Below are 16,009 nucleotides of genomic sequence, written 5' to 3' on the forward strand. Positions count from 1 at the left end.
CGGATGGGGCTGCTCCAACGTTACGCTAGCCCCTATGAATAGCCCGATCATGATCGCGTGTGCCCACGGAACGTCCAGCCCGCTGGGCGCGGCCGAGGTCAACGGCCTCCGAGCCGACATCGCTGAGCTGCGCCCCGGCCTGGATGTCCGGGAAGCGTACGTGGATGTCCAGGACCCCGACCTGGTGGACGTCATGGCCGGGCTGCCGGAAGGCGAACCGGCCGTCATCGTCCCGCTGCTGCTCAGCGTGGGCTTCCACACCAAGGTGGACATCGCGAAAGCGGCGCGGGGCAGGGCCGGCAGCAGCGCGTCGGAACCGCTCGGGCCGGATCCCCGGCTGGCGGAGATCCTCGACCAGCGCCTGCGCGAAGCCGGGGCCACCGAGCACGACGCCGTGGTGCTGGCAGCCGCGGGTTCCACCAACCCCAAGGCCTCCGTCAGCGTCGAGGAACTCGCCGAACACCTCAGGGCGCTGCGCGGCAACAGGATCGTTCCCGCCTACGGTGCGGCTGCCACACCGTCGGTGCCCGACGCCGTCGCCTCCCTTCGTGCCGAATACCCCGGCGGGGAGGGGCAGGGGCGGGTCATCATCGCCTCCTACCTGCTGGCCCACGGGTTTTTCCACGACCAGCTGGCCAAGGCCGAAGCCGACGTCGTCACGGAGCCGCTGCTGCCGTCCCGGCTGATGGCCGAGATCGCGCTGGACCGCTACGACGCCGCTGCCGCGCCCGGCGGAGAGGCTGCCGGAGAGGCCGGCGCCGCGCCCCGCGACGCCGACGCCGCTGTCGAAGGCGCCGGAGAGGCCGACGCCGCGGCCGCCTCCACGGCGCCCCAAAAGCCCCTCGGGACCGGCGCTTTGGAGCAGCCCAACCATGCACAGCCACGTGGCTTCTTCAAGGCTTTCCGGCGATTCATGACGAAATATTTCCCTAGGTGACCTCGCGTTTCCGACCCTTTGTGACGGCTTTCCGGTGGGACCTACAGTCGATGCATGACTGATACAGCTCTAGCCGGAGCGTCCGCGGACTCCGCTGCCACCAAGCGACCCGCACGCACCAACCGACCGGCAGCGAAGCCGCACGGCCAGTGGAAGGTTGACGGCACCACGCCGCTCAACGCCAACGAGACCTGGAAGCAGGAGGACGACGGCCTCAACGTCCGCGAGCGTATCGAGTCCATCTACTCCAAGGACGGGTTCGACTCCATCCCGGGCCAGGACCTGCACGGCCGCTTCCGCTGGTGGGGCCTCTACACGCAGCGCAAGCCCGGGATCGACGGCGGCAAGACCGCAACCCTGGAGCCGCACGAGCTTGAGGACAAGTACTTCATGCTCCGGGTACGGATCGACGGCGGTGCACTCACCACCGAGCAGCTGCGCGTGATCGGCAACATCTCGGTTGACTTCGCCCGCGATTCAGCCGACCTCACCGACCGCCAGAACATCCAGCTGCACTGGATCCGGGTGGAGGACATCCCCGAGATCTGGAACCGGCTGGAAGGCGTGGGCCTGTCCACCACCGAAGCCTGCGGCGACGTCCCCCGCGTCATCCTCGGCTCGCCCGTGGCCGGCATCGCTAAGGACGAAATCATCGACCCCACGCCCCTGATCGAAGAGCTGGGGGAGCGGTTCATCGGCAACCCGCTGCTGTCCAACCTGCCGCGCAAGTACAAGACCGCCATCACCGGCCACCCCAGCCAGGACGTGGTGCACGAGATCAACGACTTCGCCCTGGTGGGCGTCAAGCACCCCGAACTCGGCATCGGCTACGACCTCTGGGCCGGCGGCGCACTGTCCACCAACCCCATGCTGGGCAAGCGCCTCGGCGCGTTCGTCACGCCTGAGCAGGCAGCAGACGTGTGGCTCGGCGTCACCAGCATCTTCCGTGACTACGGTTACCGCCGCATGCGCACCAAGGCGCGCCTGAAGTTCCTGATGGCTGACTGGGGACCCGAGAAGTTCCGCCAGATCCTCGAGGACGAATACCTCGGCTACAAGCTGGCCGACGGTCCCGCCGCCCCCAAGCCGTCCACCCCAGGCGACCACGTGGGCGTGCACGAGCAGAAGGACGGCAAGTTCTTCATCGGCGCCACCCCGATTGCGGGCCGCCTCTCCGGCGCACAGTTGGTGAAGCTCGCGGACAACCTCGAAGCCCGCGGCTCCTACCGCCTGCGCACCACGCCGCACCAGAAGCTCGTGGTGCTGGACGTGCCCAAGGACGAAGTTGAACCGCTCGTGGCCGAGCTCGACGCCCTGGGCCTCTCCGCCCGGCCGTCCGTGTTCCGCCGCGGCACCATCGCCTGCACCGGCATCGAATACTGCAAGCTGGCCATCGTGGAAACGAAGGTCACCGCCGCAACCGCCGTGGCCGAGCTGGAACGCCGCCTCGCGGACCTGGCGGAGAGCGGCCAGCTGCCCCACGCGCTTTCCCTGCACATCAACGGCTGCCCCAACTCCTGCGCCCGCATCCAGACCGCGGACATCGGGCTCAAGGGCATGATGCTGCCAACGCCCGACGGCGACCCCAGCCCCGGCTTCCAGGTCCACCTGGGCGGCGGGCTGGCTTCCTCCACTCGCGAGGAAGCCGGCCTCGGACGCACCGTCCGCGGCCTGAAGGTCTACGTCGAGGACCTGCCCGACTACGTGGAACGCGTGGTCCGGAAGTTCGCGGCCGAGCACGCCGAAGGCCAGACCTTCGCCGAGTGGGCCCACGCAGCCGAAGAGGAGGACCTGCAATGAATCCCCAACCGCTCCCCAACCTCGCAAGCTCGGCCGGGGACCCCGGCGGTCGTGGCCCCTCTAATGGAGTAGACCCCGTGGCAGCTCCGGCGGAGGCCTCTGCCCGGGTTGACGCCACGGTGGCAACCGCCGCCCCGAAGCTCCGCTCCCACGATGAGCTCAAGGCCCTCGCCGAGGCCGGCGCTGCCGAGCTCGGCTGGGACGCCCCGGCCAGGGACGTCATCGCCTGGGTGGCGCGGAACTTCGAGCTCCCCGCAGTGGCCGTGGCCTGCTCCATGGCCGACGCCGTCCTGCCGGCACTCGTCGCGGACCAGATCCCCGGCGTCGACGTCCTCTTCCTCGAGACCGGCTACCACTTTCCGGAAACCTACGCCACGCGCGACGAGGTGGCCGCAAACCTCCGCGTCAACGTGGTGGACGTGCTTCCGGAGAACACCGTGGAGCAGCAGGACCGCCTCCTCGGCAAGGACCTCTTCGCCCGCGACCCCGCCCAGTGCTGTGCCCTCCGCAAGGTGGCCCCGCTGCGCCGCACCCTGGCGGGCTACGAACTCTGGTTCACCGGCGTGCGCCGCGACGAAGCCCCCACCCGCACCAACACTCCGCTGATCACCTGGGACGAGGCCAACGGCCTGGTCAAGGTCAACCCGGTGGCCGCCTGGAGCTTCGACCAGCTGGTGCAGTACTCCGACGACAACCTCCTTCCCGTCAACCCGCTGCTTTCACAGGGCTACCCGTCCATTGGCTGCCAGCCCTGCACACGCAAGGTAGCGCCCGGCGATGACCCCCGCGCCGGCCGCTGGGCAGGAACCGACAAGACAGAATGCGGACTACACGTATGAGCACTTTCCTAACTGAGGAGCCCACCCAGGTGACTGACCCGGCCGTCTCCACAAGACTCTCCAGCCTGGACACCCTCGAGTCAGAGGCCATCCACATCATCCGCGAAGTGGTGGCCGAGTTCGAGAAGCCCGCGCTGCTGTTCTCCGGCGGCAAGGACTCCGTGGTGATGCTGCACCTGGCCACCAAGGCGTTCTGGCCGGGCAAGGTTCCTTTCCCCGTGCTGCACGTGGACACCGGCCACAACTTCCCCGAGGTCATCGACTTCCGCGACCGCACGGTGGAGCGCCTGGGTTTGAAGCTGGTTGTCGGCTCGGTCCAGGAGTTCATCGACAGCGGCGAACTGGCCGAGCGTGCCGACGGTACGCGCAACCCGCTGCAGACCGTCCCGCTGCTGGACGCGATCCAGCGCAACAAGTTCGACGCCGTCTTCGGCGGCGGCCGCCGTGACGAGGACAAGGCCCGCGCCAAGGAGCGCATCCTCAGCCTCCGCGACGAATTCGGCCAGTGGGACCCGCGCAACCAGCGCCCCGAGCTGTGGAACCTGTACAACGGCCGGCACACCGTGGGCCAGCACGTCCGCGCGTTCCCCATCAGCAACTGGACCGAGCTGGATGTGTGGCGCTACATCGAGCGCGAAAACATCGAGCTGCCCGGCCTGTATTACGCCCACGACCGTGAGGTCTTTGCCCGCGACGGCATGTGGCGCGCAGTGGGCGAAGTGTCCCAGCCGCTGCCCCACGAGGAAGTCATTACCAAGACCGTCCGTTACCGGACCGTGGGTGACATGTCCTGCACCGGCGCTGTTGAGTCAGCCGCCGCCACGGTGCGCGACGTCGTCATTGAAGTTGCCGCCTCCACCATCACCGAACGTGGCGCCACCCGTGCGGATGACCGCATCTCCGAGGCAGCCATGGAAGACCGCAAGAAGGATGGCTATTTCTAATGAGCACCGAAATCGATACAGCCCGCGCGGCTGCCCTTCTTGACGAGGCGCCCCTCGCGCACGCCTCGCTGTTCCGCTTCGCCACCGCCGGATCGGTCGACGACGGCAAGTCCACCCTGGTGGGCCGCCTCCTGCACGACTCCAAGGCGATCCTCGCCGACCAGCTCGACGCCGTTGCCCGCACCTCCGCGGACCGCGGTTTCGGCGGCTCCGCAGGCGGCATCGACCTGGCACTGCTGACCGACGGCCTGCGCGCCGAGCGGGAGCAGGGCATCACCATCGACGTCGCCTACCGCTACTTCGCAACCGACCGCCGCAGCTTCATCCTCGCGGACTGCCCCGGCCACGTGCAGTACACCAAGAACACGGTGACCGGCGCGTCCACCGCGGATGCCGTCGTCGTACTCATTGACGCCCGCAAGGGTGTCCTGGAGCAGACCCGCCGGCACTTGTCCGTGCTGCAGCTGCTGCGCGTGGCCCACGTGATCGTGGCCGTGAACAAGATCGACCTGGTGGACTTCAGCGAGGACGTGTTCCGCGAGATCGAAGCCGACGTGCAGAAGGTGGGCCGCGAACTGGGCCTCGGTGCCGATGGCATCACCGACCTGCTGGTGGTTCCGGTTTCCGCGCTCGACGGCGACAACGTGGTGGAGCGCTCGGAGCGCACCCCCTGGTACACCGGCCCGGCCCTGCTCGAAGTACTCGAAACCCTGCCCGCCGCGGACGAACTGGAAAGCCACCTGGAGAGCTTCCGCTTCCCGGTCCAGCTGGTCATCCGGCCGCAGGGCGCGCTGGCACCCGACGCGGTTGCCGGCGGACTCGACGTCGAAAAATACCGTGACTACCGTGCCTATGCCGGGCAGATCACCGAAGGATCGGTCAAGGTGGGGGACAAGGTCAGCGTGCTGACCCCCGGCCAGGACCCGCGCACCACCACGGTGGCGGGCATCGACTTCGCGGGCGCAGAGCTCACCGAGGCCGTGGCACCGCAGTCCGTAGCGCTGCGCCTTGCCGACGAGTTCGACGTCGCCCGCGGTGACACGATCGCTGCCGCAGGCACCGTCCGCGAAGCCTCCGCAGACCTCTACGCCGCGCTGTGCTGGCTGTCCCCGAAGCCGCTCCGTGAAGGCGCCAAGGTGCTGGTCAAGCACGGCACCCGTACGGTGCAGGCCCTGGTCCGCAGCGTCAGCGGCAAACTGGACCTGGCCACCTTCAAGCTTGAAGGCGCCTCCAGCCTGGAACTCAACGACATCGGCCACGCGCAGCTTCGGCTCGCCGCCCCGCTGCCGCTGGAAAACTACCTCCACCACCGCCGCACCGGCGCCTTCCTGGTGATCGATCCGCTGGACGGCAACACCCTGGCCGCCGGCCTGGTCAACGACCACCCGGGCGACCACGAGGACGAGCGCTACTCGATCTGATTCCTGCAGCACGAAACCGCGGCTTGCTCGCAGATCCGGACCTTCAGGGCCGGGTCCGGCGAAGAAGCCGCGGTTTTGTCGTTTCGTATCCTTGTCGGTGGGAGGTGCACTGTGGAGATCATCAACAGCAGGCTGCTCAACTGGGCCTCGATCCTGGACGAGAAGACCCGCGAGCAGGCCGTGAAAACCTCACAACTGCCCTTCATCCATCCGCATCTGGCGTTGATGCCCGATGCCCACCTGGGCATTGGCGCCACCGTCGGCTCAGTGATTCCCACCCTGCATGCGGTCATTCCGGCCGCCGTGGGCGTGGACATCGGCTGCGGCATGATCGCCGTGAGGACTCAGTACTCGCTGGCGGACCTGCCGAAGGACCGCAAGAGGCTGCGGGAGGACATTGAACGGGTCATCCCGCTCTCAGCGGGCCACGATAACAGGACTGTCCTGGCCTCAGCCGGGCCGCGGATCGCCGAGTTGCGAAAGCTGGCAGCCATCGCCGGCTTCAACCCCTCCCAGTACGTGGAAAAGTGGGAACTCCAGCTGGGCTCGCTGGGCTCGGGCAACCACTTCATCGAAGTGAGCGCGGACGAGACAAACGCCGTATGGCTGTTCCTGCATTCCGGCTCGCGCGGAGTCGGCAACAAGATCGCGCAGCATCACATCGGCGTGGCACGGCATATGGCGGCAAAGAAGCAGATCCGCCTGCCTGACCCTGACCTGGCGTACTTGGAGGAGGGCACGCCCCAATTCGACCGGTACATCGTGGAGCTGCGCTGGGCCCAGCACTTCGCCCTCCTCAACCGGGAGGAAATGATGGACCGTGTCATTACCCAGTTTGGCAAGTGGGTGGGTGGTCCGGTGCGGGAACGCGAACGGATCAACTGCCACCACAACTTCACCCGGCAGGAGACGCATTACGGCAAGGCCGTCTGGGTTTCGCGGAAAGGTGCCATCAAAGCCGAGGCAGGGGATCCGGGTTTGATTCCTGGTTCCATGGGCACCGCGTCCTACGTGGTGGAAGGGCTGGGAAACCGGGCGGCACTCAATTCCTCGCCCCACGGTGCGGGCCGTGAGTACTCGCGGACAGCGGCGCGCAAAGCGTTTTCGCTGGCGGAACTGAAGAAAGCCATGCAAGGGATCGAATTCCGTGCCACAGAGGCGTTCATTGATGAGATTCCAGCGGCGTACAAGCCCATTGACGTCGTGATGCGCGACGCGCAGGACCTGGTGAGGATACGTCACACCCTTCGGCAGCTGATCAACGTCAAAGGCGATTGAGCTGGGCGGGCCCGGGCACAGGGACGAGGGCTTCCTCCGCCCGGTTGCAGCTGACGCGGCCGCGGCAGTAGCTGAAACCTGCTCCCTTGGATACCCTGCTTGATAGATGCGCTGCGCGGTGATCCGGGTGAGGGGCGATCTGAGGGGGGAACGGTTGGAAGATCATGAGTCAGTTGTTGCCAGCTCCCTGGAGCAGTACAGCGCGCTGCTGCCCCGGCTGAGCGCGGCCTCGGAAGCAATAGAGCACGCAATACGCGCCCGGCTCCGGGATGACGGACTCAACCACCACACCGTGCAGGCCCGGGTCAAGGACCCCGGCTCGGTCAAGGGAAAGCTTGACCGGCTCACGGCGGACGGCAGATTCAAGTACCAGCGCGGACTCGAACAGCTCGACGACCTCATTGGCGTGCGGGTCATCATGTTCCTGGAACCGGACATTGCGGACGTTGCAACGGCACTGAAGGGGCAATTCAGCTGCCGCGAGGACGACGACAAGACCAGCTCCCAGCGACGAAGCGGCCAGATCGGCTATGCCGGCCGGCACCTCATCCTCGAGGTCCCTGCCGAGAACGTTCCCGTGGGCTGCCAGACATTCATCGGGGAGCGCTTCGAGGTCCAGATCCGGACCGTGCTGCAGCATGCCTGGGCCGCCTTCGAACATGACATCCGCTACAAGGGACTGGCCGAGGCCAACGCGGAAGTGGACCGCGCCTTCACCATGGCCTCCACCCTGATCGAACTCGCGGACGCCCAGTTCTCTGCGATCAACGACATCGTCAAACGCCGCCAGGCCGAGAGCACAGCCGAGTTCGCCGCCAACCCCGCCGCAACCGAGCTCACCGGTGACATCCTCCAGGACATGCTCGCCCGGCTGCTGTCCGAACACCCCAGGAGCCAGGCCCGGCAGTACGGCTGGCTGGGGGACCTGCTGGCGGCCAACGGAGTGCGGACCGTGGCCGACGCCGAGGAACTCTTCGGTGCAGCCGACTGGTCCGGCGTGGCCAAACGGATGGACTACAAATTCCCTGCCGGCCATGTCCGGATAGCCGACGACTTCCTGCTGAAGACGTGGGGCGTGGACTACATTGCCCGCACCAAATCCCTGGGCGACGACCCCAAACGGGAGGCCAAGCTGACCTACCGGCTGGAGCGCATGCAGGACTGAGCAGGCCGCCGCCCTGGCCGGAATGGCCTTGCCCTGTGTTTCGCGAATATGACGCTGCATGAACGCGCGTGACCCCGGGTTTCCGAGTCATTGAACCTCGTTTAGGCCACTCCCTATGGTGAAACAATGACAAGTCCCCAGCCCGGAATGACCCGCATCGTGGCAGGAGAGAGCAACAAGCCGAAGCACAAGCGCGCCGTCGAGGTTCTGGTTGCCCTCGGCCTGGTGCTGCTCATTGCCGCCGGTGCCGTGGTGGCGTCGACACTTTCCCGTGACACCCCAGCCCAGGCGGCGGCCCCGGCGCCTGCCGCGGAGTTGAAGCTGGGCTACTTCGGCAACGTCACGCACGCCCCGGCGCTGGTGGGCGTGAAGGAAGGTTTCATTGCCGGGAGCCTGGGCGGGACGAAGCTCAGTACGCAGGTGTTCAACGCCGGTCCGGCCGCGATCGAGGCGTTGAATGCCGGCGCGATCGACGCCACGTATATCGGTCCGAACCCGGCGATCAACTCGTTTGTGAAGAGCCAGGGTGAGTCCGTGAGCATCATCGCCGGTGCGGCGGCGGGCGGGGCGCAGCTGGTGGTGAAGCCGGAGATCGGCTCGGCGGCGGATTTGAGGGGCAAGACCCTGTCCACGCCGCAGCTGGGCGGGACCCAGGATGTGGCGCTGCGCGCGTGGCTCGCCGGGCAGGGGTACAAGACGAACACCGACGGCAGCGGGGATGTGGCGATCAACCCGACCGAGAACGCGCAGACGCTGAAGCTGTTCCAGGACGGCAAGCTCGACGGCGCGTGGCTGCCCGAGCCGTGGGCGTCCCGGCTGGTGCTGCAGGCCGGCGCGAAGGTGCTGGTGGACGAGAAGGATTTGTGGGACGGGTCGCTGACGGGCAAGCCGGGCGAGTTCCCCACCACCATCCTGATCGTGAACAAGAAGTTCGCCGCGGACCACCCGGACACCGTCAAGGCCCTGCTGAAGGGCCACGCCGAGTCCGTCGCCTGGCTCAATGACACTCCCGCTGCGGAAAAGGCGAGCGTGCTCAACACAGCGCTGAAGGAGTCCGGCGGAGCCGAACTCCCTGCCGACGTCATCGACCGGTCACTCAAGAACATCGTCTTCACCGTGGATCCGCTGGCCGGAACCTACAAGAAACTGCTCGAGGACGGCGTGAAGGCCGGCACCACCAAGCAGGCGGACATCAACGGCATCTTCGACCTCACCGCCCTGAACAGCGTCACCGCAGAAACCGGCGGCAAACCGGTCTCCGCAGCCGGACTCGGCAACGACTGACCGGCACGCACCACCCAAAACACCACCCTGAGCACCACCACCAGCCCCCTCAACGTAAGGACAGGACCATGCCAGTCGTACTGGAAAACCTGGGCAAGCGCTTCGGCGACGGCGCCCCGGTGCTGGACGACGTCAACGCCAGCATCGCGCAAGGCGAGTTCGTCGCCCTCCTCGGCGCCTCCGGCTGCGGCAAGTCAACCCTGCTGAACATCATGGCGGGACTGGAACTCCCGACGTCGGGCGCCCTGGAGGTCCCCAGCGACGGCGCAGCCTTCATGTTCCAGGACGCCGCACTCTTCCCGTGGCTGACCGCCCGGGAAAACATCGAACTCGCCCTGAAGCTGCGCGGCGTGGGCAAGGCCGGGCGGCGCACCAAAGCCAACGAACTGCTGGACCTGGTGCACCTGGGCGGGGCCGGGGACAAGCGCCCGCACGAGCTCTCCGGCGGCATGCGCCAGCGCGTCTCCCTGGCCCGCTCCCTGGCCCAGGACCGGCAGCTGCTGCTCATGGACGAGCCGTTCGCCGCCTTGGACGCCATCACCCGCGACCTCCTCCACGACGAACTGGAACGGATCTGGAAGGAAACCGGCCGCACCATCGTCTTTGTGACGCACAACGTCCGTGAAGCCGTCCGGCTGGGCCAGCGGGTGCTCCTGCTGTCCTCACGCCCCGGCCGGGTGGTCCAGGAATGGAACGTCACCGAGGAACACCGTACCGACGCCGGTCTTGCCGGACAGCTGACCGGGGTCATCACCGCCCGGCTGCGAGAGGAGATCCGCCGCCATGCCAAGTAACCCGACACCACTGGCCGAGGCCCCCGCCAACGGCCCGGCGTCCACCGCCGAGCCCGAAACCCGCAAGGTCCACGCGGCCCTGACCCGGTCCTCCACGGGCAACGAGGACCTGCGCGAGCTCGAATCCGGCCTTGACTCCCTGCAGTCGGACGCTGCGCGGGCGGCGCGCATCGACTGGAGCCGCATCCTGCTCCCGGTGGCCGCTCTCGTGGTGCTGGTCCTGGCGTGGCAGTTCTACGTTTCGCTCGGCTTCAAGCGCCGGGACCTGGTGCCCGGCCCGCTGGATGTGCTGGGCCAGTTCGGTACCCTGTGGGCTGAAGGTTCCCTGCAGGAAGCGGTCTGGACGTCGTTGCAGCGCGGAATCATCGGCTTCCTGATCAGTGTGGTGATTGCGACGCCGATCGGGCTCCTGCTGGCACAGGTCGCCCCGCTGCGCCGGGCGTTCGGCCCGCTCATCTCCGGGTTGCAGGTGCTGCCGTCCGTGGCCTGGGTGCCCGCGGCCATTATCTGGTTCGGCCTCACGGATGCCACGGTGTACTTCGTGGTGTTCATGGGCGCCATCCCGTCCATCATCAACGGGCTGATCTCCGGCGTGGACCAGATCCCGCCGCAGTACCGCAGCGTCGGCACCGTCCTGGGCGCCAACCGGCTGCAGATGGCCCTGCAGATCATCCTTCCGGCCGCCCTGCCGGGCTACCTGAGCGGACTGAAGCAGGGCTGGGCGTTCTCCTGGCGGTCCCTCATGGCCGCGGAAATCATCGCAGTGGGCGGGACCATCGGCTTCGGCCTGGGCTCCATGCTGAACCAGGGCCGCGACCTGGCGGACATGACCATCGTGATGTCGGCCATCCTGTTGATCCTGGCCGTGGGCATCCTGATCGAACTGCTGGTCTTCGCGCCGATTGAGAAGCGCCTCCTCCGGCGCCGCGGACTCCTCGCCGGCAGCACCCGCTGAGGGGCCGCCCGGGCAGCCCAGGCCGCCCGAAGAGAACAGGGCAGAGCCCGACGGCGAGTCCCGCCGTCGTGCTCTGCTTTTCTGTCTGGTTGAGGTGCTCCGGCGGCCGCGATCGCCGCGACGTGTTGCTTTCAGACGGGGCTGGCAGACTGGGCGGCATGACCGTCAGTTTCGTGTGCCGCACCGAATCCGCCCTGCCCCGGGAACGGCTGTTCGACCTCGCCCGGAGCATCGACATGCACCTTGAAACGCAGGCTGACGCGGGGGAGCGGGCTGTGGCGGGCGTAACCTCAGGCCTGATCGGCCAGGGGCAGGAAGTGACCTGGCGGGCACGGCACTTCGGGGTGCCGCTCACAATGACGAGCCGAGTGACCTCCCTGCACTTTCCCGAGAGTTTCACGGACGAGCAGGTCCGCGGGCCGTTCAAGGCCTTCCGCCATGTCCACGAGTTCGAGCAGACGGCCCGCGGCAGCATCATGACGGACCGGGTGGAATTCACGGCCCCGTTCGGCCTGCTCGGGCGGATCGCGGAGCGGCTGGTGCTGCGCCGGTCCCTGGAGCGGCTCATCGCCGTCCGCGGGCTGTACCTCGCCGGGCTGCCCGACAACCCGCAGGCCTAGCCTGCGCGTCGCCGGGCCGTCCCTCGGCCGCCGAACGGGCGGACCCTTGTCCGGCCCGAACCAAGTGCCTAGACTCGCGAAAAGGCCGGCATCGCCCGGTTCCTACGATTTGAGGAGACAGCCATGGCACCGAAACTGGGACTGCTGGCTATGGTCGAGGCGAAGCCGGGTAAAGAACAGGAAGTTTGGGACTTCCTCAACGGAGGCCGGGAGATCGTGGACAACGAACCGGGCACCCGGACCTGGTATGCCTTCCGGGTCAGCGAAAACACGTTCGGCATTTTCGACACTTTTGATACCGAGGAGGACAGGCAGGCGCACCTCAACGGCGCCATTCCGGCTGCACTCGCTGAACACGGCCCGGCCATGCTCGCCAAGGATCCCGACATTAAGCTGATCGACCTCATCGCCGTGAAATAGGGCCGAGGGAAAGCCCCAGATAAGGCGCACACCCACACTGCGGTCCGCAGGCCCACCACTGGCAGGTCCACAAGCAATGTGACGCAGCGTTACCTTACGTGAACTGGTGTTTCCGCGCCATTGTTCCGGTATGTGACGCGGCCCTATCGTCGATTTATGGCAATTCAGGACATCTACCCCACGGCACTGCGCCTGCTGGGCCGCCCCGTACTGGTGGTGGGCGGCGGGCCGGTGGCCACGCGCCGCGCCAAAGGGCTGCTCGACGCCGGTGCACGGGTAACCGTGGTTGCCCCCGTTGCCTCTGCGGGACTTGAGGAACTGGCCGACGCCGGCCTCCTCACCTGGGAGCAGCGCCCCTACCGTCCGTCCGACGTCGACGGCGTCTGGTTCGTCCAGACAGCCACCGGCGATTCCGTGGTGGATGCCCAAGTCTCGGCCGACGCCGAGGCGCAGCGCATCTGGTGCGTCAACGCCTCGGACCACGAAGCTTCCGCCGCCTGGACCCCCGCCGTCGCCGTCGTTGACGACGTGCAGATCGCCGTGAACGCCGGGGGAGACCCGCGCCGCGCCATGGCCCTCCGCGACGCCGTGGCCACCGCGCTGGAAACCGGCGACCTCCCGCTGCGCCGCCAGCGGGCCCACCGCGGAAGCGTGGCCCTCGTGGGCGGCGGACCCGGCGACACCGGGCTCATCACCGTCCGCGGCCGTAGGCTCCTCGGCCAGGCCGACGTCGTAGTGGCCGACCGCCTGGGCCCCCGCGACCTGCTGAACGAACTCGCCCCGGACGTCCGCGTCATCGAGGTGGGCAAGACCCCCGGCCACCATCCCGTGCCCCAGGCCGACATCAACCGGATCCTCGTCGACGAAGCCCTCGCCGGCCACCGGGTGGTCAGGCTCAAGGGCGGCGACCCCTACGTGCTGGGACGCGGCGGCGAAGAAGCCGAGTTCTGCCGCCAGCACGGCGTCGAGGTTGAAGTGGTCTCCGGCGTGACGTCGGCGATTTCCGTTCCCGCTGCAGCCGGCATTCCCGTCACGCACCGCGGCCTGGCCAAGGGCTTCAGCGTGGTCACCGGGCACGAGGAACTCTCCGAGGTCCCGGCCCGGTCCGACCACACCATCGTGCTGCTCATGGGAGTGGGCCAGCTCCGCGAATCCACCGCAGCCCTGGCCGCTGCCGGTTTGCCTCAGGACACTCCAGTTGGCATCGTTGAGAACGGCTATTTGCCCAATCAGCGCGTGACCATCGGCACTGTCGGTTCCATCGCTGACCAGGCCGAGGCCGCCGGCGTCGCGAATCCCGCGGTGATCGTGATCGGTGACGTTGTCCGCGTCAGCCCGTTCGCGCCGTCGCACTTCAAGACCGCCGACTACAGCACCACCACCCCGAACCGCCCCCGCGTACTGACCAAGTAGCCCGAAGCCCCTTCCCAACTAGCTCGCAGTTAACGCTCCCAAAAGCCGTTTTCACGACGTTAAGTGCGAGTCAGTTGGGCCGTGACAGAAAAAAGGAACACAGCCGTGTCAACTAGCACCACCGTAGGTTCTGCCGCCCGCCCGCTCCGGGTCGCCGTCGTGGGTTCCGGCCCCGCCGGCGTGTACGCCGCCGACATCCTCACCAAGAGCGAAGCCGTCAAGAGCGGCGAGCTGACCGTGAGCATCGACCTCTTTGACCGCTACCCGGCGCCCTACGGCCTGATCCGCTACGGCGTGGCTCCGGACCACCCGCGCATCAAGGGCATCGTCAACGCCCTGCACAAGGTCCTGGACCGCGGCGACATCCGGTTCTTCGGCAACGTTGACTACGGCACGGACCTCTCCATCGAGGATCTCCGCACCCACTACGACGCCGTCATCTTCGCCACCGGCGCCATCAAGGACGCGGACCTGAACATCCCGGGCATCGAACTCGAGGGCTCCTACGGCGGCGCCGACTTCGTGTCCTGGTACGACGGCCACCCCGACGTATCCCGCGAATGGCCGCTGGACGCCAAGGAAATCGCCGTGATCGGCAACGGCAACGTGGCCCTGGACGTGGCCCGCATGCTCTCCAAGCACGCCGATGACCTGCTGGTCTCCGAAATCCCGGACAACGTCTACGCCGGCCTGAAGTCCTCCCCGGTCACGGACGTGCACGTCTTCGGCCGCCGCGGCCCGGCCCAGGTGAAGTTCACCCCGCTGGAACTGCGCGAACTGGCCCACTCCAAGGACGTGGACATCATCCTGTACCCGGAGGACTTCGAGTTCGACGAGGAATCCGACCGCCAGGTCCAGAGCAACAACCAGACCAAGACCATGGTCGGCACGCTCACCAACTGGATTGCCGAGCAGCCGGAAGACCTTTCCGAGCTCACGGCCTCCCGCCGGCTGCACCTGCACTTCCTGCACAGCCCGGTTGAGGTGTACGACGACGCTGAGACCCCCGGCCGCGTCGCCGGCATCAAGTTTGAGCGCACCGAGCTGGACGGGACGGGCAACGCCCGCGGCACCGGCGAGTTCGTGGACTACCCGGTCCAGGCCGTCTACCGTGCGATCGGCTACTTCGGTTCCGCCCTCCCCGAGGTCGAGTTCGACCACAAGAAGGGCGTTGTACCGAACGACGGCGGCCGCGTCCTGGACGCTTCCGGCACCCATGTGCCGGGCATCTACGCCACCGGCTGGATCAAGCGCGGACCGGTGGGCCTGATCGGCCACACCAAGGGCGACGCCGTGGAGACTGTGACTTACCTGCTGGAAGACCGCGCGAACCTGCCGCTTGCAGCGTCACCGGCGCCGGATGCCGTCGTCGAACTCCTGGAAAACCGCGGTGTGAAGTACACCAGCTGGGAAGGCTGGCTGGCACTGGACGCGCATGAGCGCGCCCTCGGCGAGAAGGCCACCGAGACCGGATCGCACGGCGTGGAAGTTGCCCGCGAGCGGGTCAAGGTTGTGCCGCGCGAGGACATGGTTTCCATCTCCCGCGACGGCGTGGCCGCGCAGGTCTAGCTCCATCATTTCTTAGCGCGAACTGGCAGCTAATGACCGCAAACCCCGGGTTTGACGGCCGTTAGCTGCCAGTTTGCGCTTCGGCTTAATTCCCTGCGCCACCCGGGCTCCCCGCGCCACCCGAGCTGCCTGCGCCACCCGAGGCCATGAGCTCCAGCCGGTTCAGCGTTTCGGTGTTCCGGACCGAGATCAGCGGGTCGCGGATGAACTTCGGGATCTTCCGGCCGGGCCCTTTGACGGCGTCCTCGGCCATGGTCACCTTGCACCCGGTCGCGTCAGGCTCCAAGGTGATCACCACTTTGGCCTCGCCCAGCGGCCAGCCGCGTGCCAGCAGTTCGATGGACTTGCCCGGAACCGACGCCGTCACTGTGGTTTTGTCGTTGATCAGCAGCGGCCACGCTCCCACCGAGTGATGCAGCACCGCACCGGCAGCGGGCCACAGTGCGTCCACATCCCTGATCCTTGAGGCGCCCACCACCCAGCCGGAGTAGAGCCAGCCGTCGGCGATGACGTTCCAGGCGTCGGCCGGAGGCGTGAGGAAACTCTTGGAAACAGTAGCCATCATGTGCT

The 16,009-nt window shown here is 67.3% G+C and carries 15 protein-coding genes; 14 read left to right on the plus strand and 1 reads right to left on the minus strand.

Annotated features, from left to right (window positions below; all coding sequences use genetic code 11):
* Nucleotides 1-34: 34 nt before the first annotated feature.
* From ACFVWT_RS01825 to ACFVWT_RS01890, 14 genes are all read left to right on the plus strand, one after another.
* Complete coding sequence (locus tag ACFVWT_RS01825; RefSeq protein ID WP_390244718.1) at nt 35-937, plus strand: sirohydrochlorin chelatase; 903 nt, start codon at nt 35-37, stop codon at nt 935-937.
* 54 nt (nt 938-991) lie between these two features.
* Nucleotides 992-2,737, plus strand: coding sequence for a nitrite/sulfite reductase (locus ACFVWT_RS01830; protein WP_390244720.1), 1,746 nt, complete (start codon nt 992-994; stop codon nt 2,735-2,737).
* Nucleotides 2,734-3,576, plus strand: a complete 843-nt coding sequence (locus ACFVWT_RS01835; protein WP_390244722.1) for a phosphoadenylyl-sulfate reductase — start codon at nt 2,734-2,736, stop codon at nt 3,574-3,576. The genes ACFVWT_RS01830 and ACFVWT_RS01835 overlap by 4 nt, the downstream gene beginning before the upstream one ends.
* Nucleotides 3,573-4,520: a sulfate adenylyltransferase subunit CysD gene (cysD, locus tag ACFVWT_RS01840; protein ID WP_390244724.1), complete on the plus strand. Its 948-nt coding sequence runs from the start codon at nt 3,573-3,575 to the stop codon at nt 4,518-4,520. The genes ACFVWT_RS01835 and cysD overlap by 4 nt, the downstream gene beginning before the upstream one ends.
* Entirely contained in the window at nt 4,520-5,941 is a 1,422-nt protein-coding gene (locus tag ACFVWT_RS01845; protein ID WP_390244726.1) for a sulfate adenylyltransferase subunit 1, read from the plus strand. The genes cysD and ACFVWT_RS01845 overlap by 1 nt, the downstream gene beginning before the upstream one ends.
* Before the next feature lie 111 nt (nt 5,942-6,052).
* Complete coding sequence (locus ACFVWT_RS01850; protein ID WP_390244728.1) at nt 6,053-7,219, plus strand: RtcB family protein; 1,167 nt, start codon at nt 6,053-6,055, stop codon at nt 7,217-7,219.
* Between the two features lie 154 nt (nt 7,220-7,373).
* Nucleotides 7,374-8,384 carry a GTP pyrophosphokinase family protein gene (locus ACFVWT_RS01855; protein ID WP_390244730.1) on the plus strand — a complete coding sequence of 337 codons (1,011 nt, stop codon included), beginning with the start codon at nt 7,374-7,376 and terminating at the stop codon, nt 8,382-8,384.
* Nucleotides 8,385-8,510: 126 nt separating this feature from the next.
* Entirely contained in the window at nt 8,511-9,668 is a 1,158-nt protein-coding gene (locus ACFVWT_RS01860) for an ABC transporter substrate-binding protein (RefSeq protein WP_390244732.1), read from the plus strand.
* A 68-nt stretch (nt 9,669-9,736) separates the two neighbouring features.
* Nucleotides 9,737-10,462, plus strand: a complete 726-nt coding sequence (locus ACFVWT_RS01865) for an ABC transporter ATP-binding protein (RefSeq protein ID WP_011692946.1) — start codon at nt 9,737-9,739, stop codon at nt 10,460-10,462.
* Complete coding sequence (locus ACFVWT_RS01870; protein ID WP_390244734.1) at nt 10,452-11,417, plus strand: ABC transporter permease; 966 nt, start codon at nt 10,452-10,454, stop codon at nt 11,415-11,417. The genes ACFVWT_RS01865 and ACFVWT_RS01870 overlap by 11 nt, the downstream gene beginning before the upstream one ends.
* 158 nt (nt 11,418-11,575) lie before the next feature.
* Nucleotides 11,576-12,037, plus strand: a complete 462-nt coding sequence (locus tag ACFVWT_RS01875) for an SRPBCC family protein (protein ID WP_390244736.1) — start codon at nt 11,576-11,578, stop codon at nt 12,035-12,037.
* 123 nt (nt 12,038-12,160) lie between these two features.
* Nucleotides 12,161-12,457, plus strand: a complete 297-nt coding sequence (locus ACFVWT_RS01880; protein ID WP_390244738.1) for a putative quinol monooxygenase — start codon at nt 12,161-12,163, stop codon at nt 12,455-12,457.
* Between the two features lie 156 nt (nt 12,458-12,613).
* Complete coding sequence (gene cobA / locus ACFVWT_RS01885; RefSeq protein ID WP_390244740.1) at nt 12,614-13,870, plus strand: uroporphyrinogen-III C-methyltransferase; 1,257 nt, start codon at nt 12,614-12,616, stop codon at nt 13,868-13,870.
* A 105-nt stretch (nt 13,871-13,975) separates the two neighbouring features.
* On the plus strand, nt 13,976-15,439 hold the full coding sequence (locus tag ACFVWT_RS01890) for an FAD-dependent oxidoreductase (protein WP_390244742.1): 1,464 nt from the start codon (nt 13,976-13,978) through the stop codon (nt 15,437-15,439).
* Between the two features lie 85 nt (nt 15,440-15,524).
* Here the strand turns inward: ACFVWT_RS01890 and ACFVWT_RS01895 are convergent, their stop codons facing one another.
* Entirely contained in the window at nt 15,525-16,001 is a 477-nt protein-coding gene (locus ACFVWT_RS01895) for an SRPBCC family protein (RefSeq protein WP_390244744.1), read from the minus strand.
* Between the last annotated feature and the right edge of the window lie 8 nt (nt 16,002-16,009).

The organism is Arthrobacter sp. NPDC058288, assembly GCF_042880995.1.
GTDB lineage: Bacteria > Actinomycetota > Actinomycetes > Actinomycetales > Micrococcaceae > Arthrobacter.

Bases quoted from the DNA above. Each gene is read 5' to 3' on its own strand.
- cobA (WP_390244740.1), top strand. From the start codon at position 12,614: ATGGCAATTCAGGACATCTACCCCACGGCACTGCGCCTGCTGGGCCGC.
- ACFVWT_RS01825 (WP_390244718.1), top strand. From the start codon at position 35: ATGAATAGCCCGATCATGATCGCGTGTGCCCACGGAACGTCCAGCCCG.
- cysD (WP_390244724.1), top strand. From the start codon at position 3,573: ATGAGCACTTTCCTAACTGAGGAGCCCACCCAGGTGACTGACCCGGCC.
- ACFVWT_RS01875 (WP_390244736.1), top strand. From the start codon at position 11,576: ATGACCGTCAGTTTCGTGTGCCGCACCGAATCCGCCCTGCCCCGGGAA.
- ACFVWT_RS01860 (WP_390244732.1), top strand. From the start codon at position 8,511: ATGACAAGTCCCCAGCCCGGAATGACCCGCATCGTGGCAGGAGAGAGC.
- ACFVWT_RS01870 (WP_390244734.1), top strand. From the start codon at position 10,452: ATGCCAAGTAACCCGACACCACTGGCCGAGGCCCCCGCCAACGGCCCG.
- ACFVWT_RS01895 (WP_390244744.1), bottom strand. From the start codon at position 16,001: ATGGCTACTGTTTCCAAGAGTTTCCTCACGCCTCCGGCCGACGCCTGG.
- ACFVWT_RS01845 (WP_390244726.1), top strand. From the start codon at position 4,520: ATGAGCACCGAAATCGATACAGCCCGCGCGGCTGCCCTTCTTGACGAG.
- ACFVWT_RS01830 (WP_390244720.1), top strand. From the start codon at position 992: ATGACTGATACAGCTCTAGCCGGAGCGTCCGCGGACTCCGCTGCCACC.
- ACFVWT_RS01880 (WP_390244738.1), top strand. From the start codon at position 12,161: ATGGCACCGAAACTGGGACTGCTGGCTATGGTCGAGGCGAAGCCGGGT.
- ACFVWT_RS01865 (WP_011692946.1), top strand. From the start codon at position 9,737: ATGCCAGTCGTACTGGAAAACCTGGGCAAGCGCTTCGGCGACGGCGCC.
- ACFVWT_RS01835 (WP_390244722.1), top strand. From the start codon at position 2,734: ATGAATCCCCAACCGCTCCCCAACCTCGCAAGCTCGGCCGGGGACCCC.